General features: G+C 52.5%; 20 protein-coding genes and 2 pseudogenes. 14 read left to right on the top strand and 8 right to left on the bottom strand.

All coding sequences use genetic code 11. From position 1 onward, the window contains the following. Positions 1-398: 398 nt before the first annotated feature. Positions 399-1,673: an adenylate/guanylate cyclase domain-containing protein gene (locus ACR0DX_RS15915; RefSeq protein WP_170355765.1), complete on the top strand. Its 1,275-nt coding sequence runs from the start codon at positions 399-401 to the stop codon at positions 1,671-1,673. A 152-nt stretch (positions 1,674-1,825) separates the two neighbouring features. Here ACR0DX_RS15915 and ACR0DX_RS15910 read toward each other — a convergent pair whose 3' ends face one another. The 3 genes and pseudogenes from ACR0DX_RS15910 to ACR0DX_RS15900 form a co-directional block, all read right to left on the bottom strand. Further along, positions 1,826-2,458 carry a tyrosine-type recombinase/integrase gene (locus ACR0DX_RS15910; RefSeq protein WP_170355778.1) on the bottom strand — a complete coding sequence of 211 codons (633 nt, stop codon included), beginning with the start codon at positions 2,456-2,458 and terminating at the stop codon, positions 1,826-1,828. A 104-nt stretch (positions 2,459-2,562) separates the two neighbouring features. After that, positions 2,563-3,084 (bottom strand): site-specific integrase, encoded by a 522-nt coding sequence (locus ACR0DX_RS15905; RefSeq protein ID WP_480846686.1) that lies wholly within the window; start codon positions 3,082-3,084, stop codon positions 2,563-2,565. A 112-nt stretch (positions 3,085-3,196) separates the two neighbouring features. Further along, positions 3,197-3,715: pseudogene (locus tag ACR0DX_RS15900) on the bottom strand (integrase arm-type DNA-binding domain-containing protein); the annotation flags it as partial. A 760-nt stretch (positions 3,716-4,475) separates the two neighbouring features. On the opposite strand from ACR0DX_RS15900, the gene ACR0DX_RS15895 reads away from it, so the two are divergent. The 6 genes from ACR0DX_RS15895 to rfbC all read left to right on the top strand — a co-directional run bounded on the left by ACR0DX_RS15895 (position 4,476) and on the right by rfbC (position 10,221). Next, a complete protein-coding gene (locus tag ACR0DX_RS15895) occupies positions 4,476-5,543 on the top strand; it encodes a hypothetical protein (RefSeq protein WP_170355779.1) in 1,068 nt (355 codons plus the stop codon). Beyond that, positions 5,540-5,803, top strand: coding sequence for a hypothetical protein (locus ACR0DX_RS15890; RefSeq protein ID WP_480846683.1), 264 nt, complete (start codon positions 5,540-5,542; stop codon positions 5,801-5,803). The genes ACR0DX_RS15895 and ACR0DX_RS15890 overlap by 4 nt, the downstream gene beginning before the upstream one ends. A gap of 70 nt (positions 5,804-5,873) precedes the next feature. Further along, the gene (locus ACR0DX_RS15885; protein WP_170355780.1) at positions 5,874-7,178 is read left to right on the top strand and encodes an NAD(P)-dependent oxidoreductase; all 1,305 of its coding nucleotides are present in this window, start codon (positions 5,874-5,876) and stop codon (positions 7,176-7,178) included. Between the two features lie 19 nt (positions 7,179-7,197). Next, positions 7,198-8,307, top strand: coding sequence for an NAD-dependent epimerase/dehydratase family protein (locus ACR0DX_RS15880; protein ID WP_480846681.1), 1,110 nt, complete (start codon positions 7,198-7,200; stop codon positions 8,305-8,307). Continuing rightward, positions 8,307-9,656 (top strand): UDP-glucose dehydrogenase family protein, encoded by a 1,350-nt coding sequence (locus ACR0DX_RS15875; protein WP_170355781.1) that lies wholly within the window; start codon positions 8,307-8,309, stop codon positions 9,654-9,656. The genes ACR0DX_RS15880 and ACR0DX_RS15875 overlap by 1 nt, the downstream gene beginning before the upstream one ends. Before the next feature lie 31 nt (positions 9,657-9,687). Further along, positions 9,688-10,221: a dTDP-4-dehydrorhamnose 3,5-epimerase gene (gene rfbC, locus ACR0DX_RS15870; protein WP_170355782.1), complete on the top strand. Its 534-nt coding sequence runs from the start codon at positions 9,688-9,690 to the stop codon at positions 10,219-10,221. A 248-nt stretch (positions 10,222-10,469) separates the two neighbouring features. On the opposite strand, the gene ACR0DX_RS15865 is transcribed toward rfbC, so the two are convergent. The 3 genes from ACR0DX_RS15865 to ACR0DX_RS15855 all read right to left on the bottom strand — a co-directional run bounded on the left by ACR0DX_RS15865 (position 10,470) and on the right by ACR0DX_RS15855 (position 14,122). Next, a complete protein-coding gene (locus tag ACR0DX_RS15865; RefSeq protein WP_170355783.1) occupies positions 10,470-11,639 on the bottom strand; it encodes a glycosyltransferase in 1,170 nt (389 codons plus the stop codon). A gap of 109 nt (positions 11,640-11,748) precedes the next feature. Continuing rightward, positions 11,749-12,663, bottom strand: a complete 915-nt coding sequence (gene rfbF / locus ACR0DX_RS15860) for a glucose-1-phosphate cytidylyltransferase (protein WP_170355784.1) — start codon at positions 12,661-12,663, stop codon at positions 11,749-11,751. Positions 12,664-12,850: 187 nt separating this feature from the next. After that, positions 12,851-14,122, bottom strand: coding sequence for an O-antigen ligase family protein (locus ACR0DX_RS15855; RefSeq protein ID WP_480846677.1), 1,272 nt, complete (start codon positions 14,120-14,122; stop codon positions 12,851-12,853). Positions 14,123-14,448: 326 nt separating this feature from the next. On the opposite strand from ACR0DX_RS15855, the gene ACR0DX_RS15850 reads away from it, so the two are divergent. From ACR0DX_RS15850 to ACR0DX_RS15840, 3 genes are all read left to right on the top strand, one after another. After that, the gene (locus ACR0DX_RS15850; RefSeq protein WP_170724661.1) at positions 14,449-15,876 is read left to right on the top strand and encodes an oligosaccharide flippase family protein; all 1,428 of its coding nucleotides are present in this window, start codon (positions 14,449-14,451) and stop codon (positions 15,874-15,876) included. A 906-nt stretch (positions 15,877-16,782) separates the two neighbouring features. Then, a complete protein-coding gene (locus tag ACR0DX_RS15845; RefSeq protein ID WP_170355789.1) occupies positions 16,783-17,487 on the top strand; it encodes a sugar transferase in 705 nt (234 codons plus the stop codon). Positions 17,488-17,529: 42 nt separating this feature from the next. Next, positions 17,530-18,834, top strand: coding sequence for a polysaccharide biosynthesis/export family protein (locus ACR0DX_RS15840; protein WP_170355791.1), 1,305 nt, complete (start codon positions 17,530-17,532; stop codon positions 18,832-18,834). Positions 18,835-18,954: 120 nt separating this feature from the next. On the opposite strand, the gene ACR0DX_RS15835 is transcribed toward ACR0DX_RS15840, so the two are convergent. Further along, positions 18,955-20,517: an AAA family ATPase gene (locus ACR0DX_RS15835; protein ID WP_480846703.1), complete on the bottom strand. Its 1,563-nt coding sequence runs from the start codon at positions 20,515-20,517 to the stop codon at positions 18,955-18,957. Positions 20,518-20,853: 336 nt separating this feature from the next. Beyond that, positions 20,854-21,189: pseudogene (locus ACR0DX_RS15830) on the bottom strand (Wzz/FepE/Etk N-terminal domain-containing protein); the annotation flags it as partial. 266 nt (positions 21,190-21,455) lie between these two features. Between ACR0DX_RS15830 and ACR0DX_RS15825 the strand changes: the two are divergent. The 4 genes from ACR0DX_RS15825 (at position 21,456) to ACR0DX_RS15810 (ending at position 25,142) form a co-directional block, all read left to right on the top strand. Then, complete coding sequence (locus tag ACR0DX_RS15825; protein ID WP_170355795.1) at positions 21,456-22,256, top strand: WecB/TagA/CpsF family glycosyltransferase; 801 nt, start codon at positions 21,456-21,458, stop codon at positions 22,254-22,256. Between the two features lie 73 nt (positions 22,257-22,329). Continuing rightward, complete coding sequence (locus tag ACR0DX_RS15820) at positions 22,330-23,211, top strand: sulfotransferase family protein (protein WP_170355796.1); 882 nt, start codon at positions 22,330-22,332, stop codon at positions 23,209-23,211. A gap of 37 nt (positions 23,212-23,248) precedes the next feature. Continuing rightward, positions 23,249-24,214: a glycosyltransferase family 2 protein gene (locus ACR0DX_RS15815; RefSeq protein WP_170355797.1), complete on the top strand. Its 966-nt coding sequence runs from the start codon at positions 23,249-23,251 to the stop codon at positions 24,212-24,214. 1 nt (position 24,215) lies between these two features. After that, the gene (locus ACR0DX_RS15810; protein WP_170355798.1) at positions 24,216-25,142 is read left to right on the top strand and encodes a glycosyltransferase family A protein; all 927 of its coding nucleotides are present in this window, start codon (positions 24,216-24,218) and stop codon (positions 25,140-25,142) included. The last annotated feature ends 212 nt before the right edge of the window (positions 25,143-25,354 follow it).

The raw sequence follows: 25,354 nt of genomic DNA, 5'->3' as shown, positions 1-25,354 counted from the left end.
CCAAAAAGTGAAGAAGGTGCGGTTTGAATAGAACACTCAACGACAGTTTTCTTCTTAACTTCCGGCATCGATGCAAGGTGCAGAAATTTGAACTTAGGGCTCGGTGCAGACGTTCGCAGAATTTTCGCTAATGACCGCTCTGCGGACAAAGCGGTCATTAGTTGCACCGCTGCACAGGACCTTGGAAAGAGTACTTTAAAGTTGAATAGTCACGTTTTTCTATCGACTGTTGTGCCTGGCATTTTTTCCAAGGCTGAAAAATTGACGGGCTTTGGCCAATATCGCGAGCGAACGTGCGTGAGAATTTGCAAACCCATCGCTAGAGAATTGAGCGTTCGAAGACAAACCGAATGACACGAGCCTTCGGCTGTAACAAAATGATGGTGGAGGTGTAAGTTATGGCGGATGTTTTCGATCGCATTGCAGATTGGCTGCAAAAGCTGGCCTTTTTTGATGCTGATCTTGGTGGACTAGTCGAGCAGTTAAGTAACAGGCTGATCGATGGTGGCGTGCCGGTCACGCGTGTTTCCTTGGGCCGCCTGATGATGCACCCTGTAATTGGATTGCTCGATGCAACGTGGGATGCATCGAACCATCGTATTGAATGGACTGTTCTTCCACGCAGCTCAGTAACGGCTGATCTCTTCGACAAAGCACCCTTCGGAGAGAATTCGAAATTGGCCAATGAGATTGCGAAACAGCACTTTAATGAGGAAGTTTGGGACTTGGCGGATGGACTTGCGAACGGCACAATCAAGTTTCCTTTCATGCGAGCAAATCTGACAGACCAAGCGACCCGTAACAAATTTCCGCTTTTCCGAAAACTCGCTGAAGCAGGTGTCACCGACTATGTCGTATGCAGTGCACCATTCGGCAATCGCACCGTTGTCTTTGACGGAGATATGGAGTGGGCTTTGGGCGCGTCGGTGTCTTTTGCTACAAAGCGTCGTTCTGGCTTCACAGACCGTGAGGTAGATGGTCTGTCGCGGCTATCTTTACCTTTGCTTGGTGCAGCGCGTGTATTGTCGGAGCAGTTCTTGGCAGCTGAGTTGATGGAGGTCTATCTAGGCAAGTTGTCCGGTCGATCCGTACTGAACGGTCAAATAGCCCGGGGAGATGTCAGCATAATTGACTGCGCTCTCTTGTTCAGCGATATGCGCGGCTCTACGGCTTTGAGCCAGCGCTTGTCATCAGAAAAATATGTCGCGACGGTCAACCAATTCTTCGATTGTGTCGGTGGGGCGGTACACGATCACGGCGGAGAGGTTCTTAAATTCGTTGGCGATGGATTGCTTGCGATCTTTCCTTTTGATGGTCAACGAAGACTACCCGAAGACATGTGCGAAGCTGCCCTGTCCGCGGCGCGTGAAGCGTTCCAAAGGAATGAAGAACTTGATCCATTAGACCGTGCTGAATTTGGGGTTGGTTTGCACACTGGGGCGGCTGTCTACGGGAATGTTGGTACTGAAAAGCGCTTGGACTTTACGGTAACTGGCCCATCAGTCGCGATAGCAAGCAGATTAGAGGGCCTGACGCGAAAACTGGAGGCGCGGCTTTTAGCAACAGGCGATTTTGTGAACTTGGTATCTGAAGAGCCGAAAAAATTGGGGCGGCATTCTTTGCGGGGTTTTGAGGAAGACTTAGAGGTCTTTTCTTACGAAATTTTCACATAACGCTCAATTGCACTAGGCGATTGGCAATCATTCGTTTAGGCGCTGGTGCTGGAATTAAACCGGTCAGCTTTGGGCTCGAAGCGGAATATTAACGGGAGATTCCGAAAGTCTGCTTGGGAGCGGCGAGCGGACGATCCCGCCCGCCTAAAAGGTTAAAGATCGATGCGTTCGGCAATACTAAGCGCGTCTTCAAGCTCGACGCCAAGGTAACGCACCGTACTATCCACTTTGCTGAGACCAAGCAGAAGTTGAACGGCACGTAGGTTTCCGGTCTTTCTGTATATCAAAGCCTCTTTGGTGCGTCTAAGCGAATGCGTACCGTAGCTGGACGGATCGAGACCAATCGCTGACACCCATTCCCGGACAAGCCTAGCGTATTGCCGGGTCGAAAGATGCGGCAAAGCAAGCATACGACTTGGAAACAGATACCGTTGTCCATGCATGTATAGAGAAGAGACCCATTGCGACACGACTTCACGTGTATTCTCCGTCACTTCAAATTGCACTGGCTTCGCAGTTTTACGTTGAACAACGGATACCCGATCGCGAACAGAATTGCCGACGGCGAGATCGTTAACCTTCAGGCGGACGAGATCGCACCCGCGCAACTTGCTATCGATGGCAAGATTGAACAATGCTAGGTCTCTCAGCTTGTTTGCAAGTTCGAGCCGAGCGCGAATGGCCCAGACTTGCTTTGACTGCAATGGCCGCTTCTGTCCGACTAGTCTGCCTTTGTTCCAAGGCGGACGGCGCGTTGTGACAACGGGAAGTAGAGATTTGGACATCTTATATCTCCGTCCATTCCCTTCTGTCCCAAACATCGACACTGTGCCGACAGCTGCAGTCTAATTGCCGCTCGCGTGTCTTCAGCACAGGAAATTCTCAGGTTTCAGGAACTGCCACCGCTGATCTTCTTACCCATCACATCCGCTGCCTGCCGCAACGGGTCATCTGCGAGATGCGCGTAGCGTTGCGTGGTAGACGGGTTCGTGTGTCCAAGCAATCGACCAACTATAGGCAGACTCAGACCGCTGGAAACGAGATGCGACGCATGCGTATGCCGATTGTCGTGGATACGGTAGTCTTGAAGGCCTGCTGATGTGGTGACCGAGCTCCAAAATTTCTTCAGATCTTTGTACGGTTGGTCCGGAGAGCGTCCCGGAAACAACCAACGACTTTCAGGAGATGCCCCTGCTTTCATTGCCGCAAGCAAATCACAGGTTGCTGACGAAATCGGCAGGTGCTCTCGTCGCTTTTGCTTTGTGTGGTGCGACGGCTTTGTCCAGACCGCGCGGTCCAAATCGAAGTCTTCCCATTTCGCCTTCAGCACTTCGCCGATCCGTGCGCCTGTCAGGAGCTGCAGGCGAATAGCTTTCGCTGCAACCTGATTTGGATGCTCTGACAGAGCCACCAAAAGCACCGTCTGACAACCAGCGGTCCCGCTTTTCCTCGGGGAACTTTTCTATGCCGCGCGCCGGATTGTCAGAACGCTGACCCCAGCGCACAGACAGTTCAAACATTTTCGACATAAGCGCCAGAGTGCGATTGGCTTGATAGGGCGTATCACGCATTTGATTGTGAAGCTTCTGAACAGGCTGATGCGTCACTCCAATGACTTTAAGATCCCCAAGCTTGGGGAGAATGTATCTGTCCAGCATTGACCGATCATTCCGAACGCTACTGGGACGTTTCTTCGGTTCCGCATGTTCGGTCATGTATTGCGTGGCAAGTGAGTTCACCGTTGGTGAATGCCTTAGGCTTTGAGCATCGGCGACAGGATCTGCGCCACGTACCACGTCAGCAAGAAGCGCGCGTGCTATTTCGCGGGCGGCGCCCAAAGACAAGGTCGGCCCATATCGCCCAAGTGTCTTGCGTTTCGACCGACCGGTTTGTTTGTTGCGATATTGAACTAAGAAGCTTTTGACTCCGGTCGTTTTCACGCGAAGTCCAAAACCCGGCAGACCGTCGTCCCAATATATCGTGTCCCGGTTTGTTGCTGAAAGGCGATCGACACTTGATTTTGCTAATCCGGCGTTGGGCATATTGGTCTCGGACGGCTTGGGTAAGCACAGGGTAAGCAAAGTGCGGAGAGTTGGGAATGGTCTTATAGAAACCTCTGCACGCTAAAATTTGTTATTTAAAAGAATATACTGTCCAATCGAATTGGCTATAATGCTATCGAAAATGGGCTAATAAGACTTTTAATCAGTGGGTCGCAGGTTCGAATCCTGCACGGCTCACCACTTTTTCGAATAAACACAAGCTGTTGATTGGTTGCACAAAGGTGGCCATACGTTCTCACTTGGTTTCCGAAAGCAATACGGAAGCATAGTGACACCAATTAAACTGTACCCAAGGAACCACAGCGAGAACGCCTTAACAAAGGGCCGAGATTTCGAACTCTTCAAGGATCACCGCTTTGCCGGAAAAGCGATATCCTTTTGGGAAAGGACCTCAGACACGAGAGCGACGCGGCCCGGCAAAGGCCGAAGCTAAGGTATGGGTAGTCCATATCGCTTTCACTCGGCAGCGGAAGCTTGGAAACTATCGGGACTTCGGGTAGGCGCTTAGATGGAATAACTCGATTTTCGTACCCGTCTTGCGACAAACGACGGCCGAGTTGCGAGAGATCTGCAAATGTGTCAAGTTTTCCGAGTAAGGTTTTACCGACAACGAAGCTACGTTCTTTAGCGGGAAAGATAGTCCAGCTAATGGTCAAAAAGCTTTAGGTGTCTGTTAGCGAAGCAAGACGGCAGTTTTGAAACTTCGGATTGTTACTCTGTTTTAGACTGGAATTCCATTGTGTTAAAAGAATTCGCCAAACAAGTATTGCAGATTTCTCCGAAGATACCGCTTTTTATCCTCGATCGGCTAATTAAAGAATCGCAGCCAACCGAGAAACGCGCAAAAGTCGTATTTTCGGCCCTGACAAAGGCTGGGCCACTCGCCAACGGAAAGGTTTCGGCATTCGAGTTTCTTCCGACGTTCTGTGACACTTTGCGAAGGAATGGGTTCGCAACCGAATGGGCGTCAAATGTTGCTGAATTGGAAGCGTCTCTGAGCGATGAAGTACCGGTTTTTCTGGTCCACCTATTTGGTGAAGACCATAGTGATATTTTCAGTGCGAAGGTGCTGGATCTCGAAAAGAAAGCCATCGCGACATTCAATACCGCCGAGGCTGGTCAGTTGTTGGCGGACAAGCTGGCGTCGCACAAGGCATTTGTGGATGCTGGTATCCCGGTTCCGACGCTCAGGGAAACCGGGGGCTTCGTCAGAAGTCGTTTCGGGACGGCCTTACCGACCGAGATTCAAGAGGGAACCGAGGCACTACCTGCTGAGGATGAACGGCGGATATTTACTGACTTCATTGACACGCGGATCGAGTACGACGGCCGACTGTTCTACACGACCGTCAGAATCGTTTGCATCGACGACACGATCCTTCATTCATATCCAAGGGCCCGCGACGCGAAGGAAGAGAACCCTAGTGTGCATGCCAAAGATACCCCCCTTGAACCCGCTTTGGTCGAATACCTGAACGACGTTCTGGTCGTCCCAAAGGCTGAGGAATTCGAAGGCATGGCGCGGAACTTACACCATGTTCTTGGCCACGGTTTTTTCGCGCATGACTTGGTAATCGACAACGTTTCAGGTGAAATCTTTGTTTGCGAAGGTGGATTTAAGTTCGACGACCCTTCCTACTGGCGGCATATGAAGCGCATTTCCTCTGATTTACCCAGTCAAGCTGTCCTGTTTCCAATTCAAAGCTTTGCAAAACATTCGTCGGAAACATTTTGTCGACGCTGCCTGTCCATTCTTGAAGAAACTCAGGTCAAAGCGGCGTCGGCAGCAGGCCTAGGGTCCAATTGACAGAGCAGACAGACGCGGAGCGCACCGAGCCATTGATCACGAGGCGAGTGACGCATGGTTCGGATGGTTTTGAGCAAGCACACCACAAATCCGGCGGTACTTTTGACTATTCTTTGGACAATCCTTTGGAATGCGCCGTCTTCAATCATCCACTGAATGCTCAGATAAATCGAATCGTTTATGTGAATCACGATTCCAGTTTATCCTTTGATCAAGTGCTTGTGAGCAAAGCGCGTTGGTTTGCGCAAGGCCCAGTCTGACTAAAGCCTGCCACTTGCTATCCACTGGCGCAAAGATCGAACTGTTAGTTGTTTTATTGGTTGTATGTAAATGATCATTGTCGATACCCTTCTCAAGAACCGTGCTGCCGAGAATAATCCAGTCCGGATCGGTGTATTTGGCGCCGGGTTCATGGGGCGCGGTCTGGTCAATCAGGTTGTGCGATATACCCCCGGAATGCATGTCGGCGTCTTGTGTAACCGCACTGTTTCCGCCGCGCGGCAGGCATTGCTGGATGCCGGCGTTCCCCCCAGTGATATCGTCGAAGCTGAAACTGTCGCTGCCGCTGACATAGCTGTCGAACAGGGCAAGTTCGTGATCACCGCAGACCCTTTGGTGGCCTGTGCGATGTCACAGGTCGATGTGTTGATCGAAGCAACTGGCCATGTGGAATACGGCGCTCGGGTCACGACAGCTGCTATTGAGAACAGCAAACACATGGTTCTGATGAATGCCGAGTTGGACAGCACGGTCGGGCCTCTGCTTAAGCAAATGGCAGATCAGGCGGGCGTTATTCTGACCGGATGTGATGGCGATCAGCCGGGCGTGCAGATCAACCTACTGCGATTTGTTGAAAGCATCGGTCTGATCCCTCGGGTTTGCGGCAACATCAAGGGCTTGCAGGATCGTTACCGCAATCCGACCACGCAGGAGGGTTTCGCCAAGCAATGGGGGCAAACCCCGCACATGGTCACCTCGTTCGCGGATGGCACCAAGATCAGCTTCGAGCAGGCAATTGTGGCCAATGCGACCGGGTTCAAAGTGGCCCAACGCGGTATGATCGGGATTGAGCACAAAGGTCATGTGGACGAGTTGACCGGGGCCTATGATCTTGACCAGATCCGCGCATTGGGCGGGATCGTTGAGTATGTGGTCGGTAGTCAGCCCAGCCCCGGCGTGTACGTCTTTGCCGAGGCGCAGGACGATATGCAGCGCCACTATCTGAACTATGGCAAACTGGGGCAGAACGACCTTTACAGCTTTTATGTGCCTTACCACCTGACGATTTTTGAGGTACCGTTGTCCGCCGCGCGTGTGGCTTTGGCCCAGGATACCGTGATCGCGCCTATCGCCGGTCCGGTCGTGGATGTAATCACCTGTGCCAAGACCGACCTGAAAGCCGGGGCCAAACTGGATGGTCTGGGCGGATACATGACCTATGGCATGTGCGAAAACTATGACGTGGTGCGGTCGCAGAACCTGCTACCGATTGGTCTGGCCGAGAACGCAACGCTAAAGCGCGATATCTCGAAAGATGCCGTCCTGACATATGACGATGTCGATCTGCCAACCGATAGCCTCACGGTCAAACTACGCCAGCAACAAGACGAAATGTTCCCTGTTACCAGTCCTTAACTTTAAAGAGAAAACTCTCGTGAAAACTGCTCAAGATGTTGTTTCTGCTGATTTAGACTATATCGCCCGCAAGATTGGGCCCGAGTTTCAAGCCATGTCGGGTCAAAATCTTCTGATCCTCGGAGGCGCAGGGTTTCTGGGATTTTACCTTGTCCAATCCGTCCTGCATTGGAACAAGCTGTCCGGCCATAGGCCGATCTCGTTGACCGTTTTCGACAATTATGTCCGGGGCGTTCCCGATTGGCTGAAAGCGATCGAAGGTGATGCCAACCTGACCTTGGCCACGCATGACATCACGAACCCCCTGCCGGATGATATGGGTGATTATGACTATATCATCCACGCGGCCTCGATCGCGTCACCGATCTACTATCGCCAACACCCGCTCGAGACGATGGACGCGAATGTTGGTGGCCTGAGGTATATGTTGGAATATGCTTTGAGCCAGGCTCAAAAGGGCAAGCCGATCAAAGGGTTCCTGTTCTACTCAACCTCCGAGATTTATGGCGATCCGACCCCCGAAAACATTCCCACACCCGAGACGTATCGGGGCAATGTGTCCTGCACCGGCCCACGCGCCTGTTACGACGAATCCAAGCGGTATGGAGAAACGCTGTGCGTCGTGTTCGCGCAACAGCACGACCTGCCGATCACGATCGCGCGGCCTTTCAACAATTATGGGCCGGGGCTTAAGATCTCGGACCGGCGGGTTTTGCCGGATTTCGCCCGCGATATCTTTGCGGGGCGCGATATCGTAATGCTCAGCGATGGCGCGCCAACCCGGACGTTTTGCTACGTCGCCGATGCGGTCTGTGGCTATTACAAGATCATGCTGAACGGAAAACCGGGTGAAGCCTATAATATCGGGATCGAAGAACCTGAGATTTCGATGGCCAATCTGGCCGAGCGTGTCACCGCGATTGCCAAGGATGAATTCGGGTATTCCGGCAAGGTCGTGTTTCAGGTCTCGGACGACAAGGACTATCTGGTCGACAACCCAAACCGCCGGTGCCCGGTGATCGCCAAGGCCCGCGCCGAAATCGGATATGACCCCGAGATCGGCGTGGATGAGGGCCTGCGGCGTGCGCTGCTCTGGTACAGCGGCAATCAAGAGGCGGAGGATAAGTGATGCGCGTCTCGGTTATCGGAACAGGGTATGTTGGGCTGGTTTCAGGCGCTTGTCTTGCGGGTAAAGGGCACGATGTGGTTTGCGTGGACACGGTTCAGCAAAAAATCGACCAGATCAACGCCTGTACCCCGCCCATACACGAAGACGGACTGGCCGAGCTGTTGCGCGAAACTGTTGGCAAGACCCTGCGCGGAACAACAGACCTGCGCGGAGCGGTGCTCAACTCAGACATTTCACTGATCGCGGTTGGAACGCCGTTCGACGGCAGTGAAATTGACCTCAAATACATCCGCGACGTGTCCCGTCAGATTGGCGAGGTGTTAAAAGACAAAGACGCCTACCATGTCGTGGTGGTCAAAAGCACGGTGGTGCCCGGCACGACGGATACGGTGGTCACGCCCATTCTTGAGGAAGCCTCTGGCAAAAAAGCAGGCCGGGATTTCGGCACCGGTATGAACCCCGAGTTTCTGAAAGAGGGTGAAGCGATTGCCGATTTCATGCATCCCGACCGGATCGTGATCGGCGGCAATGACAGTCGCGCAATCGCCGTGATGGATGAGCTTTATTCTGTTTTCCCCGGCGTCGACATTGTGCGGACAAACCCGGCGACAGCGGAAATGATCAAATATACAGCCAACTCTTTGTTGGCGACGTTGATTTCCTTCTCGAATGAAATCGGAAATCTCTGTGCCAAGGTCGGTGTCGACGTTGTCGAAGCGATGGAGGGGATGCATCTGGACAAGCGGTTCACGCCGATCCTGCCGGAAAACGCGGAAAGGGTCTGGCCGGGGTTCATAACCTATCTGGCGGCGGGTTGCGGCTTTGGCGGAAGTTGCTTTCCAAAGGATGTAAAAGCGTTGATTGCCTATGGCGAAAACGCAGGTGCACCTATGCCTCTGCTGAATGCGGTGATCCAGACGAACACCAAACAGCCGCATCAGATGATGGACCGGCTCAGATCGCATATCCCGGCTTTGGCCGGACGGCGCGTCACTGTTCTGGGCGTGGCCTTCAAGCCGGGTACGGATGATATCCGCGAAAGCCCTGCTTTGACCATTATCAGCGAGTTGTTGGCGGATGAGGCTGTTGTGACCGCTTATGATCCAATTGCCCGGCATGAGGCCGAAGCACTGTTCGGGGACAGGATTACCTATGAGGACGATCTGAAACAGGCTCTAAATGGAGCAGATGCAGTCATGATCGTCACGCGTTGGCCCGAGTTTTCCGAGCTTCCCATGCTGTTGAACGGTCAAACGGTACAGCCTTTGGTGATCGACGGGCGCCGGATGATACCCAAGGACAGCGTTTCTCGGTACGAAGGTATCGGTCTGCAGCCTGCGGTGTCCTAACCATCGGCAGTGGAAGGAAAAGGGGACAACGATGATCTTTCAGGAAACGCCTCTGTCCGGTGCCTATCTGATCGAGTTGGAGCGGCGCGGCGATGATCGCGGCTTCTTTGCCCGGACGTTCTGCGCGCAAGAGTTCGCAGCGCATGATCTTGTGACCAATTTCGTGCAGGGGAACATGAGCCTCAGCCGTGACGCAGGGACTTTGCGTGGTCTGCATTTCCAACACGCCCCGGCGCAAGAGACCAAGCTGATCCGATGTGTTGCGGGCGCGTTGTTCGATGTAATTGTTGATATTCGCCCCGGTTCCAAGACCTATCTGCAGAGTTTCAGCGCTGAATTGAGCGCACAGAACGGACTTGCCATGTATGTGCCCAAGGGCTTTGCGCACGGCTTTCAAACGCTGCAGCCAGACTCAGTCGCCAGTTACATGGTTGACGAGTATTACTCGCCGCAAGATGAGGGCGGGTTTCGGTACGACGACCCAGCGCTTAGTATAATGTGGCCGCATGAAGTGACTGAGATTTCAGCCAAGGACACAAGCTGGCCGCTGATCGAAAACGACTGATACGCGGAGCGTGTTCTCAGGCGAACGCGATTCCTGAAAGCGATCAATCGAATCGGTTTTCAAGCGATAGTTTCCAAAAAGCTAACAATCAGTTTCCATTCGAGGAGTGGACACAATTTTGCCACAATGTCATTCTTCTCGTGTGGGCGGCAAGTTTGATTTTAGCACGTTCTGGTTTTTTGACTGGTTTTGAGGGGGTACTGAGTGCGACCTGCCGCCCCACGACTTCACCACAGAAATGGGATGGATCAAGTGGCCGCCAAGGCATTCGGACCAAGTGTCTGTTCCTGTTGCGTTGCACCCAGTTTCCCCGCGATATCTGAAAGGTGCTGACGACGTTTTAGCATACCGTCGGGCTCGGGCAGGTTAAGATGGTCCAACACCTGCGCCCAACGATGCATCCAGTCGTGTTTTTGCAGGCCGTGCGCAAAATTGACCCTGCGAATCCGGTCCTGTTCGGCGGGATCATCCCAAAGGGCCACGATCCTTTCCAAGGCTTCATCGGGGTCTTCGGGCAATCTGATGACCGAGTCGGGCCAGTCGAAGAACCGATGATAGTCCTCCATATCCGGGGCGTATCCGACCTGAATCGCACCGCCTGCAAAGCCCTCAATGTGTCGCGGGCCCCAGGCGATATTGCCTGCTTTTTGGTCTGCATGGCCCAGTTTGGCGATATCCACCATGAACAGCTTTGAGTGCTGAATCAGATTCGCGAGCAAATCGCGATGCACCGTATGATCGCCGGTGATCGGGGGTTTGGTGGCAGAATCGTAGATGTAAAAGCCCCGTCTCTGCTTGATCGCAGCAAGCAGGTTCTGGTGCAATTCGGCGCGGCGTCTGCCCATGGAATACATGTCGACCGGCCGATCGACGTTCAGCGAGTCGGGCGCGAAGCGGACCATATCCGCAGCGGCGGGCATCTGGATGACGGGGGTGTTGGTCAGATCCTGAATCATGCCGCAAGTTTCGGCAAAGGCGCAGGCGATCAGGTCGAATTGCGAGAGGGACTTGATCAAAGGAGTGTATAGATCGATATCGCCGCTCCAAACCTCTTCCAGTACACAGACTGCCGTGTCGCATTGGTCGCGCCAGTTCGGTACCGCATCCAGTACCAATAGCTCATCAGGTCTTTGCACATTGCAAAGAAAAAGATCGTAATCCTTGGTCAAGCGAGATTGCAGCACACCAGAGGGCCAGTGCTGGAAAAGGTCCGTCCGTTTGGACAACCATCGCTTGGGATTCAACGGAATGCGAGGTTGTCTGGTACGGGTCGGTGTCAGAACCTTAGCGTCCTCGATCTCGGCAACGACATCCTCGAACTCATAGCCCGAGCACCGAGAGATATTTGCGTTGAGTTTGCGTTGCGAGAATATCAATACCTCGCGTCGCACCGGTGCGGAAACTGCGGAACTGGTCACACTTTTACTCCTTACACACAACGCACGCCTGGACCTGACCCAAGCTTCGCGCCTTATCGCAACGCCTTTCTGACAGACGGTCTATGCCCGGCCCGAATGGCGGTTTGTGTCACAGGGACTTGTATCGCACCCAATCGCCGGGATTGCCGCCTCGGCCTATTCCGGGGCGGTGTTTTCCGTTGCCATCTTCTGTGGCCTGGGGCGCGTTGCCATTCGCGTTTTCCCAGGTCGCCCAGGGCCGGTTGCCGCTTTTCCACATATCTTCAAGGCGACGTTTGTCGGCAAGGTGATCCATGCAATACCAAAAGCCGGAATGGCGATAGGCCATCAGTTGGCCCAGCTCCATCAGCTTGGGCAGAGGGCCTTCTTCCCACATGATTTCGTCGCCATTGACGTCTGCCACTGCGTCGAACACTTCGGGTTCCAGTACGAAAAACCCGCCATTGATCCAGTCAGCGGCCGTTTCGGGTTTTTCCATGAAGCCTTCGACCAAACCATCTTCGCGGACCTGCAAATGGCCGAACGTCGTAAGGGGTCGTACCATGGTGATCGTGGCCAGCTTGCCATGTGACCTGTGGAAGGCCAGCAACGCATCAAGGTCGACGTTGGACACGCCGTCGCCATAGGTCAGCATGAAAGTTTCGTTGCCCAGATAAGGCTGCAGTCGGGCAAGGCGCCCGCCGGTCATGGTATTGGTCCCAGTATCAATAAGATCAACCGTCCAGGGCGGCATCTGCGCGTCCAGCACACTGTTGTGATATTCGGGCTCGCCGAACAATTCGCGTTTGGCGAAATCCACTCGGAGGTTTCCGTCGTGCTGGCATAGATCGGATATATACTGCTTGATCAGATCGCCCATATACCCAAGAGCCAGGACAAAATCGTGATGCCCATAGGTCGAGTAGTGCTGCATGATATGCCAAAGGATCGGCCGGTTGGCGATTTCAACCAGAGGCTTGGGGCGGATGCGGGTTTCTTCGATCAGGCGGGATCCTTTGCCACCTGCAAATATTGCTGTCTTCAATTGGGCCTCCCCAAAAGTTCCTAAGATTAGAAAAAGACTCGAATTTTCAATATTCAAAGTCGACAACACTTGGCGGGTTGCTGTCAATCTTCCCGCAAGATTAAAGCGCGATTGCAGAAGCAGTTTTCGGAAACATTGCGCAAAATATGCAATATTATTTCCATAACGGAAACGCGCCGAGTGAATTCTATTGTTGGGCTGAAGCTTGACCAGTGCGCACGGTTTTAACGATCAAGTTCATCTTGGTCGCATAAGCCACGAAAAACATCCAAGTGGCGGAAAGCCTCTCCAGAATAAAACTTTCAGTTATGTTGCCAAAGACGAACATCATCCCAAGAACTAGGGTGAAGGCGATCGAGTCGCGGTTCTGGATGAACCACAGGCTGTAGAAAATCGCGTAGAAGAACCGCATGAGCGCAAGAAAAAACAAAACAACGCCGACAAATCCGACATTCAGGAAAGTTTCAATCAGGCCATTGTGGGAATAGAAAGGCTGAAACGCCAGTTTGATAAAGTAAATGCGTAAGTACGGTGCGTCTTCGTACCAATGCGCGACATAGCCGTATCCCAGCCAAAACCTGTCCATCGCGTAAGGCCATACGATTTCCCACAGCGGAATACGGTCCGAAAGTGTTGGCTTGCGCCCGATCAGCGCGAACAAAGGCTCTGCGACAGTCGATGTCAGAACAAATGCAGTCACGCCCACCAAAAACAGCGAGATTAGTATGAAGCAGATGGCCCACATGATTTCGCGATTTGGGAAGAGGCCGCGTAAAAAAAGTGCAGACATCGTCACCACAGCCAAGATCTGAGAGGTTCTGGATTCTGATGCAATAAGCAGAAACAGGGATAGCAATGTTAGCAAAACAAACAGAGTTTTCAGTTTTCCCGTAAGTGTTTTCACTGCATAGGTGCAAGACAACAAGGCAGCTGTGGCCGCTGCCCCAAGCCCATTTTTGTGCATATAGATCCCATTCCAAGTGTCCCCCCACGGCGGGATACCCCTTGCTTGCGGGAACGCAATGATTGCCCCCATTGCCAGCACCATTGATAAGCCGAAAAATGTCGCAATGAATAAAAGCAACCCTCGCAGCGACATCATACTGCCCATGGCCAGGCCGAATGCGGTTGTTACGATTAGCGGAATGCTGCGTTCCAAAGACTCGGCGGGATAGGTGCTCCACGTCACTGATGCTGCAGCAAGGATCACAATCAACACGATCTCGGGTGATGCGACGGCCCCCCGGAGCAAATGCCGATAGTAGAGGCACGTGATTGCAAGCATCGGCGCCAGAGATAGGATTTCGATTTTATTCGCCAGCGAGTTTTGCCACAGCACGATGGACAAAAGCCCAGTTCCCGTCAGAACGATCAGAACCTGGCACACCATTAACACGACCTGATGGAATGTGCTCCCATCCAGGGTCTGGCTCGAAAATGTGCGGTATGTTGCTTTCATAGGGTCAAGGCACGATTCGGGGTTCGGACTAAAAGTGGCCTATAAGCTCCAATAGACGGCTCAGGCTGGGAAAGCGTACTAACCACCCCACGCCTTGTCTATCTTCGTGAACTCAATCGAAACGGGTCGGTCCCTAGAACGCTCGTTCAAGGCTGGTTCAGAGCCCACTTTGCCTGCTCGAGCCAGGGGGAAAGTTGACAGGTCAAAAGGAGGGCTCCATCCTTGCTGCAATTCCAGTGCAGTTGTTTATGAGTCGTGTAAGTGCCTGATCACGGCAGTTAGGTTCTAATGAGTTTCAAAGAGGCGACCACAGGGTGCCGGTCTCGATGACTTGGTTCTTTGTTCCCAGAATCCTGTCCGCAGTTTTTGTGGTGGCGATCCTAGTCGTAATTACCCGTGTTTTGGGGCCGGCAGATTTTGCCAGGTACAATCTGACAATGTTACTGGGGACTATTCTGTTCTCGTTCACGTTTCTCTGGTTGGTTATCGCGATCAGCCGATTTCACCATGCTAAGGAATTCGAAGGTACCACGATTGCAATGACCTTGGGCGCGGGCGCGATCTTGTCGGTCATGATGTTGGTCGTTTCCGTAATTGCTTCCTTGATTTTGCCCGGAGCATGGGTGGACGGGCTGTTTTACGCTGCGATCTTCAGCGTCAGTTTGGCGATGCACGAAGTGGGAACAACGTGCCTTCGGCTGTATCACGAAGGCCCGAAATTCGCTGCGGTCACCCTGCTGCGTCATGCGCTTGGCGTAGCCTTCGCGATCGGGTTTGTGCTGAGTGGCGGGGGGTACAAAAGTGCGGTGATCGGAATGTCACTGGGGGCTGCGCTGACGGGTGCCTATGCGCTGGGTATCGCGTTAAAGAAGTCTGGTATCGCCTGGCCACAGCTCAGCGCAATAAAAACCTACCTGTGGTTCGGTTTTCCGCTGGCCGTGGTTGCGTCAAGCTCAACGTTCTTCGCGATGTCGTCGCAATCACTTTTGGCTGCGTTGGCCGGGTTAGAGGTTGCCGGATACTTCGCCGCTGCGCAGGCACTGGCTACACGAACCTTGGGGCTACTGATGAGCACCATAATGCGCGTTGTCGCACCCTCTGTCTTTGAAATGCAGGAAAAGCATGGCACCGCAAGCTCGAACGCTTATCTGGAGCGTTACTTTTCGTTCTTGATGCTGGTGTCGATTCCCCTTGCTGCGGCGCTGATCTGCGCTCCTGAGGTCTTGGCCAGTCTTCTGTTCGAGGCTGATTTTGTCGAGAATTCTTCAGAATACCTTCGGATATTGACGCTTGGTTCGTTTATTTTCGGGCTTCAGGGTGCCTATATCAGCTTTTCTTTCACGCGGGCGAAACGGACGGGGTTGCAACTGACCATAACCTGCTGTGCCCTGATAGCGCATGTGATCCTGTCTTACTTAATCATCGAGCTCTTGGGCGCGCGAGGCGCCGCTCTTGCCTTTGCACTGAGCGCCCTCCTGAGTTTTATGGCCTATCAGTATTTCGGTCGCAAAATTGATCCGGTCACTGTGCCAGCGCCTGAAATCTACAAGGCCATTGCCGGGACCGTTGCCTTTGTTCCATTGGGGCTATTGGCCAACTCGTCATCGGGCTTGCCGGTTCAACTTGGCTTGTTGACCCTTGCCGCAGTGGCGATGTTTGCCACTCTTGTGGCCGTAAAACAAACTGCCGCTCTTGTTGTCGTCGCAAAAATCAGGCGCGGGCTGAACATCGGCGAATTTCCCTCTTTGAAATAGCGTATTATAAACAGCTTCTTAACCAATGCCCGCAAAGCCCAAAAATATTGGGTGGCACAATTTTGCCTAACGACGCTGCGTATTTTGGTTTTTTGTGCCGGATGAGTCGTTGTTCCAGAGATATGATGGTACTATGACACCAGCTTCAAAATTATGTGTCAAAGCATAACGAAAGGATTCACTGACCTATATTGGTGAGTGGGTGCCCCAAAAAACGCACATTTGAGGCGCATGATAGGCAGAGTAAAATACGCGAAACACCAAGAGCAAGAGCTTAGAGAACAATGCTAGCAGTCTACTTACTGGCAGGTCCGTTGATCGCCGCAATGTGTTTTGTAGCATTTCTTATTTCCGGAACGACCATTGGATCAGCTGCGTTGACCAGCTTGTTCATCGGATGTTGTGCTCCGGTTCTGATCGCGGGTCTTAATTTTGCGTTCAACGTAAAGTTGCGTGAAAAATTCACGCGTAAAGTGCAGATGAAAACCGAAAACTCTTCTGGTCGCAATGCCTGACGGCGTGTTGTAAGATGAGCTAATCTGAACTCTTCGCGCAAAAAAATTCTACATCGTCCTGCGAACAGTCGGCGCCTGGAATTTGCGGAAAATTCAGGCAGCTGAGCCTATCCACTTTGTCAATTAATAACAAAAAAGTTGTTTCGCCTCGTCAGAAGTGCGATCATCTTGTGGGGCTACAATTCTGACCACGTTTTTTAGTGAGTCGGGAGAATATAATGGGTGGGTAAACGCGCATCATCGCGCGCGACCTCGAATCTATTGAGCGAAAATTAGGTTTACTGGAACGTCGTGAGCCATTTGGGTTCTAGGCGTTTCTCGGGTGCATTTTGTTTGAAGAATGCTCCGTCGATGTGGCCGTTGTCCGAAAGTGCTAGTTTTGGGGGTTACCATGAACCAACTTCGAGGTTCTTTCCAATTAGAAGACGCTGAAATTTATCAAAATAATCAAGCTTCTGTACAGCTTGAGAGTGACAAAGACAGTTTGAAGAGTTTTTATGCCGTAAAAGGGAAGCGCATTCTGGATGTTTTTCTGGTTGTGATTGGTGCCCCATTTGTCCTTCCGCTGATGGGTTTAATTGCCCTTATGATCAAGCTTGAGGGGGGGTCTGTCATCTACCGGCAAAAGCGCATTGGATTGGGTGGCAGGGAATTCGACTTTTTGAAGTTTCGCTCGATGGTGCCTAACGCCGATCAGCTTTTGCAGAAACATTTAGACGATAATCCTAACTTTGCGTCTGAATGGGAAACAAAGCAAAAGTTGGACGACGACCCAAGGGTGACGAAACTCGGGCGATTTATCCGCATGACCTCCTTGGATGAACTGCCTCAGCTATGGAATGTTTTGATTGGTGACATGAGCCTTGTTGGACCACGTCCCATGCTGCCTGAACAGCAGAAGATGTATCCCGGGAAGGAGTACAATCTGATGAAACCGGGCATTACCGGACTTTGGCAGGTTTCCGAACGCAACGACGTTGGATTCTCGCATCGCGCGATTTTTGACAGCGACTATTCGCGGAAGATCAGCCTTTGGTTTGACCTTAAGATACTGGTTCGAACCGTTGGGGCGGTTTGCAACGGTACCGGCTGCTGACTGCGACGTGTCACGGTGTTTTTCGGTAAGAGATATTTTGAAATGAAACGCGACGAAAGAAACGGTGACTGCGGCGTGCAACGGGCGAAAGCCATTCGCTTGGTCTCCGGAGTGATATTGGGCTTGTCCCTTAGCCAGTTGGTGGTGACCACGGCAGCCGCAGATTTTGATCTTGAGCCTGGGGACGAAGTGACTGTCGCCTTCACCGGGCTCGAGGATTTGTCCTTTGACGCGACCATAGATGCGCATGGGGATGTCAATCTAAAATGGTTGGGACAGTTTCAAGCTCAGGGCAGGTCCACGGATGAACTTGAACAACTCGTCCGACTGGATGCGGCCGGAAAAATCGTCAAGCAGTACGACCAGAACGGCGAGATTTACATTATCCAGCTGGACGGCGATGAGATTGAAATCGTGCGTAACGGTTACCGGCCGATCATTGTAGGGGGCGATGTGGCGCAAACTGGTCAGATCGATTTTCGGGTGGCAATAACCGCGCGCGAGGCCGTGGCTTTGGCCGGTGGCGTCCGAAGCCGCCTGCTGACTGACGATATCACCATTGATCCTATTCAATTGCTGCGATGGCAAACCGCTTACGGACAAGCGGCACTAAAACATGCAGAAGGTATTGTTACAGCGTGGCGTGCCTCGTCCGAGATTGCTCAGGACATGGATTTGCTGCCGCCGGTGGAAACTGCGGTTTCGGTATCACCTAAAGTTCTGAGTGAATTGGTGGCCGAGCAAATCAGAATCCGGAAAATCAACCAGGAAAATGAGGCCGGTGAACGCGAATTTTTCACGAATGCAAAAAAACAGGCTTCTGAAAGAATTCGGATTCTCGAAGAGCAAAAGACCGAATTGGCCAAAGCGCTGAAGGCCGACGAAGAGGAAGAAGCAAGAGTCGTCAGCCTGGTCGACAAAGGTCTGGCTCCTGGGTCCCGTTTGGCTGATACGCGGCGTACGACCGTTCTTTCAGCGACCCGCCTTTTGGATGTCGAGGAAGACCTCGCGGGCACAAGTCTGATCATGACCCGGCTGATACGGGACCAAGAGCAATACGAACAAGAGCGATCGTTGCGGCTGCTTCAGGAACGAAGGGCAGCTACTTTGGACGTTCGCGACGCGCGGCATCAGATGGACACTATTTCGAAGTATCTTGCGGGCGCCTCGGATGAAATCGGTACTGAAAGCCTGATTATGGATATCGACTACACCGTTACCGTTTTTCGGATGGTAGATGGCCAGTTGCAATCCCGAGAGGTCGACAAGCTGACTCAGTTGTTGCCTGGGGATAGCCTTGAGATCTCGGTCCAGGAAATCGCCCCGGAGCCTCCGCTGACGGAGTGATCGCGTTCTCTTCCGACCTTGTGCTGAACCGAAACTGGCTAAACTGTGTTTATCGGCAGGTCGCATTCAAACTCACGACGGCAGACGTTCTGCACGCTTGAACCCACCGGCTAACCCGGCTTACGCCATTAGCGGATCGCCATATTTTCTAATTTGCTTCATATCCACGCGAGTTGCGACCAAGGCAGCCGGACGTACCCCTGCATTTTCCAGCTCACGCATTGCCTGCATAACATAGTTTCTGTCAGTCTTGTTCCAGCGCGTGAACAGAATGACACGCTGCGACACCTGAGAAAGATAGGCGGACTCCACGGCCTGCAAAAGTGGTGGCGTGTCCAACAGAATGACCTCGTATGAATCCGCCAACCCATGCAGTAGGTTCAGGAAAGTTTGAGAACACAGAAAATCCTCAACGGACTTGATCAGTTTGGTGTCCTTTTGCGTTCCGACAAGGGGAAGAACATCCAACCCGTCCTGTGGTGTTCCAACTATGAAATCCTGCAGAGATAACGGGTGGTTGGCAGCGTATTTCAGAGACTCTTCGGTGACTTGAGACAGGTCTCGATAAGTCGATGTTACTGTGTCGCAATCCACGATCAATGTTCGATACCCCGCCTGGGCACCGACAGCACCAAGCAGTAGAAGCGTAGAGGTCTTGCCTTCATCCGCCAGCGCGGTTGCGCCTGAAAAGATCATGCACCCGTTTTCCGGAGTACGATGGTTGCTTTTTATGTCCAGACTCTTCGAAAAAAACTCAGCAGCTTGAGACGTCGACAATTCCCCATCCTGGCGAAGTGTTCGTAAGCCAAAATCGGCGTTCGCCAAAAGTTTGCGCCCGTAGTGAAGAAGCTGGGAATCGATCTTACCGTTCTTTGTAAAAAATGTTTCGAACGGACGGTTCCGTTTCATTTCTGGCACAATCGCCGACAACTTGATGCCAGTGGTGTTTTCAAGTTCGTAAGTCGTTCTCAGGCGTTTTTGGAAAAGTTCGCGAATAACAACATATGCCAACCCAAAGAAAACAACCACGAACATGACCATAAGCGCAGTAACCGAGCGCCGTGGTTCGGAAGGCTCAACGGGAACCCGTGCGGTTTCGATAATATGCGCGCCAGCGTCCAGGTACTCTCCTTGCTCTGCACGACGGCCAAGCTGAGAAACAAAATCTCGATAGATTGCTTCAGCGACCAAAATTTCGTTTTCAATTCTCTTGGTGACTGAATCGTGCTGAACTTGACGAACCTGTTGTTCCTTGAAGTTTTCGATAGTGAGATTCAGTGCCGCAAGTTGCCCTTTCAGAACGTCAGATCTGCGTTCTGCAGCATTTTGGGCATCTTCGAGCACCGCAACGCTTTCCTTAGAGTCGAGGGCTTTGCCCGGAACTTGGGACATCAGCCCGGTCTCTGTCGCGAACTCGACCGCCTCAATCAGTTGATCATTGCTTTTCAGGAAACGCAGGGTCTTTAACTTCCCGTCGATCTCGAACAGTTCATCACCAACCAGAGCTGCTCGTTTTTCGGCCTTAATTCTCTGCGCCTTGATTGTCGCGTATTCGTCCGGAGTGAAGGGGGTATCAATCGAGTGCGCCTCGAGATCCGAGCTGAGCGTGTTCAGGTCCTCGCGTATTTGACCGATCCGGGTGGCAAGCCATTGCTGCGATTGCACAAGGTCGTCGCGCTTCATTCTGGTCAAAAGCGTCATATATTCACTGGCCAGACTGTTTGCGATTAACGCCGCTTTTTGCGGAGATTCCGAGGTTACCCGAATTTCGTAAACCGCCGAAAGATCGCCAATCTGTTCAATACTTCTTGAGTCTTGCAGGTTTTTTATGGTGGTTTCCCGCGTCAGGTCCAGTTCTGGCTGACCGTCACCGCTGGTCGCCAGCTCGTTGTCTTCTCCAACAAGGTAGGCGACCAGCTGGTCTTTCAGCCCCCGTGCCAGATCAATCGGAGACAACGAAATAGCTTCGTCTTGCCCTGAAAACTCGGGGTCGTTCTGCAACTCCAACCGGTCAACGACAGTTTCTATCAAGTCAGTCGAGCGCAATAAGACCAGTTCGCTTTCAAGGGAAGTTAGCGACAAGGGCAAACCGGATACTTGCGGTGTGAATTCAGTTTCCGTCTGAACGCGGGTTTCGATCATTACCTTGGCGTTCGACGTATATTTTGAAACCGACAGATACGTCAGGGCATAGGCCACAACTGCCGCCATGAAGCCTAAGCATAGTACCCAAAACAAAGAACGCCGGATTGCCCAGGCAATGTTTGACAGAACCCTAAGCTCCGGGTCGCCTGCCGAGGTCAGTCCCAGTCCTGATAGTTCCGCATCCAAACTTCTTCGGTACTGATCGGTCATAACTCACAAACAAACTAAATATCTATATCTTGAAACATAAGCCGAGAGGGGGGCATTCAACAGAAAAATCTGCAATTGCGCGAACAATAGACTAAAATTTTAACTATTGATGCTAAAAGTCGAGATAACGTGATAAGAATAGTCTTAACTTAGGTTAATTCGCCCGCAATCCGGGTTTCAGAGCCAAATTTAATAGTAAGAATCACTACGCCTGCTAACCTTACGCCGTACCTAGTATCTACCTTTGTTTTTAGGGACGACTGATTATGAGTAAACATGCCGAAATGCGTTTGCCGCATATTTTGGTGGGTGGAATGCCTGTCGCAGTTGCAAGTGACGAAGAACTCACGTCAGCCATGGTTGAAGACGTGAAGCAACGTAGGTCAGGACAGCTGGGCCGTGCGTTGACGGTGTTTTCGTCTAATGCGCATGCAATTTCCGCGTATTCCACGGATGAACGGTTCACAAAGGTCATGAACTCTGCCGATATTGTCCATGCGGACGGCCAGATTGTTGTCTGGGCCTCCAAGTTCATTAAGGGCCAACCCCGAATCCCCGAACGAACTGCGACCACTGACTTTATTCATTCGGCGGCAAAAGTCGCAGTGAAGAATGATCTTAGTTTTTATTTGTTGGGCGGCGTCGAAGAAATAAACCGCGACTGTACCGAAAAACTCAAGGATTTGTATCCCGGTTTGAAAATTGCCGGACGGCGCAATGGGTACTTCGATGAAAGCGAAGAAGATGCCATTATCGAAGATATCAATGCGAGCGGCGCGGATATTCTTTGGGTTGGGTTGGGTAAGCCGAAAGAGCAATATTTCGCTGCGCGCATTGCTCCAAAGTTGGAAAACTGCGCTTGGATTGTGACCTGTGGCGGGTGTTATCATTACATAGTTGGTGATTACGCTCGGGCGCCTTTGTGGATGCAAAAGTCGGGGCTGGAATGGTTGCACCGAATTGCAACTGGTCCGCGATACCTGATCAAAAGGTATGTGCACACCATTCCGCACGCGCTGAGTATTGTTCTGAGAAAAGACATATCCCGGCGATTGCGACGGCAATAACACACACCGCCGGCGTATTTCGTATTTCAAGTCGTCGGGCGGGTTCTGTTGATGAGTTGGAAGGTGTTTTAAAGTGGCGAAAGTCGGATTTATTGGCATTGGCGCGCAAAAAGCCGCGACAACATGGTTGCATCATGTCCTCGCGGAACACCCGGACGTGGTAACCAGCGAAACGAAAGAGCTGAACTTTTTCACTGCAAACTATGACCGTGGGTACACGTGGTACGAATCCTGTTTCGACGACAATTCTGAGGGCCGTATCAGGGGTGAGTGTTCGCCCACCTATTTTTTCAGTCGCGACGCAGCTCAGAGGGCACGGGCCTACAACAAAGATCTCAAACTGATCTGCATTTTGCGTGATCCGATCGAGCGGGCGTTTTCGAACCATATGCACGAAATACGCAAGGGCCACATTGATCCGGCAACTTCGTTCGAGACCGCATGGGCGCAAAACCCTGCCTATGCGCTTCAAAGTCACTACAAGGCCAATCTGGAAAGTTGGCTTGCCCATTTTGATCGAGATGCGCTGCTGTTGCTGTTCTCCGAGGATATTTCCGCCGATCCTCGTGGCACCTATGACAAAGTTTGCGACCACCTTGGCGTCGCGGCCGAGGCCAACCCCGTGTCCCTAGGCGCCCGCCACCATGAAAGCATCACGTATAGGATGCCCGGGGTGCAAAAAACACTCCGATATGGCGGCGATACAATCCGTTCGTTGGGCATGCCGGGTCTGGTAAGTTCCCTGAAGGAATTGCCGGGATTGAAACAGGCGCTGTCGATGAACAGGCAGCACCTGAAAACCAAAGTGGCACCGCCGATGCCGGAAACGCGGCAGCGCCTGGCAAGTCAGTTCACGCCGGACATGGAATATGTGGCCCAACAAGCTGGTCGGGATGTCTTGCCGTGGCCGACATGGCGGGACGTGTTTGCTGACCGTTCCGAATCCCAAGGGTGAGTCATGGGGTTCTTCCAACCAGTTGGGGCGTTTGAAAATGTGCGCTAAGGTTCAGCAAGACCCCATTCTGCATGTCGCGATTTGCATTGCGACTTATCGGCGACCGCATGGGCTGAAAATGCTGATCGAAAGCCTGAATGCGCAGGATCTGGACGGTTGGAATGTCCGGATCACGCTGGTCATCGCGGACAACGCGCCGGATGAAACAGCACAATCCCAGTTGGGCGACATACAGGGGCTTAGCCTTTGGCCGGTGATCTACGTGATCGAGCACGAGCGTGGCATTGTTTCGGCGCGCAATCGGACTCTGGCTGAGGCTCCATATGATGCAAGGTATTTCGCCTTTCTGGACGATGACGAAACGGCCTCTCCTACTTGGTTGGCGCGCATGCTTGATGTGATTGAAACACCCGAGACGGTTGCTGTGCAGGGCGCAGTCCAGCCCAAATATCGGCAAAAACCGCCAGATTGGGTGGACGCACTAGGGCTGTTTCAAATGGGGCCTTATGAACATCGGGCTCAGTTACCTTCTGCTGCAACGAACAACTCGATCGCGGATGCTGCGGTCATTCGGGCGCATGGCCTGCGGTTCGACATGCGCTTCAACACGACCGGAGGCGAGGATGAAGAGTTCTTTTCGCGGTTAAAGCAAACGGGCGGCATGATCCGGTCTGCAGCCGATGCGCTGGTTTGGGATGATGTCCCGGAAAACAGGACCACCATGCGTTGGCTAAGCCGACGTTGGTTCCGCAAAGGCAATACATTGGGGCGCATCGCGTTGATCCGGCGTCAGGGGGTGGTTCTACGGATGGTCAAAGGCGTCGGGGCCATCGGGTGGGGGGCAACCTTGTGCCTGTGTTTGGGTTTCGGCTCCAGAGCAAGGATGTATCGGGGTGTTCTTGAAGTCTGTCGTGGTGCGGGAATGCTGGCGGCGATGGCGCGATTAACCTTTTCCGAATATAGCGCGGCGGCCGTTCAGGTCGATCGCATAGGGGGGCGTTGACATGCAGCAGGCAAACCCGGTGTTTTCGGTGGTTATTCCCGCACGCAACATGGAACGTTTCATCAAAGAAACGTTTCAAAGCCTTATTGCCCAGACCTTCGCAGATTTCGAGGTTCTTTGTATTGACGACGGCTCGTCCGACGGAACTCGGGGCATCATCGAAGAGTTTGCCGGTCGCGACCCGCGTTTCATTCCCGTTGTCGGGCCGGCCAAGGGTGTTAGCGCCGCACGAAACTTGGGTCTAAGTCTGGCGCGTGGTGTCTACGTGTTATTCCTGGATGCGGATGATCTGCTGCATGCTGATGGGCTGCTGTTTTACAAGGACGCTCTCGAAGGTTCTGACGCAATCGGTGCGCTGGCGGGCGTCCAGCGTATTAATGTCGATGGTGAACATCTGCGCGGTGCCGATAACAGGTCGCTGGTACCGGACGGGGAACAACTGCCTGCCTTGTTGAAAAAGAACTTCGTCGTAAACGGAGGCGCGCTTGCCCTGCGCACCGAGGTGGCACGGCTGTCCGGAGGATATGACGAAGACCTGACCGCCGGGGAAGATTGGGAATTCTGGTGCCGTGTCTTGCTGCATGGCCAATTCAGCGTGATCCGAGGCCCGGCTTTGTTGTATTACCGTCAGGTCGCAAACGGGGCGAATTTCAAAACACGCAGTTCGCTGTTTGTGCAGCAGGTGCCTTGCGTCAAGAAGATTGCGGTTAATCCTGAGATGCAAAAAGAATTCGGCGCGCGTTTGCGTTTTCTTTTACGTGCGCGGCACATAGATGCGTTTTGGTCGGGTGTCCGAAATCAGTACCTGTATGGGCGCAAACCCGTCGCCTTGTTCGAAGGCTTATGTGGCGTGATCATGTACCCGGACAGCTTGTTTCGCCCGAAATTGATCTGGCGCTTCGTTCGCAGTTTGGATCGAAGGGTGTAAGATAGGCGAATGATCAGAAGGGGGCGCATGATCAATGGCTTTGTCTCGGCGTATGTTTTTGTTGCAAAGCACCTGTTTGGCAGGGCTTTTTTGGGCTGGGGCCGCGCCGGTTCGTGCTCAGGCGCGACAGCATGTGACAGAAGATAGTGTTGGGTTTATTGGCGCAAGTACTATCCAGCTCACTCTTGTTGATACCAAATTGGCAGCACCTG

It is taken from the genome of Ruegeria sp. D3 (assembly GCF_056534465.1).
This window is presented reverse-complemented; position numbering and strand designations above follow the sequence as displayed.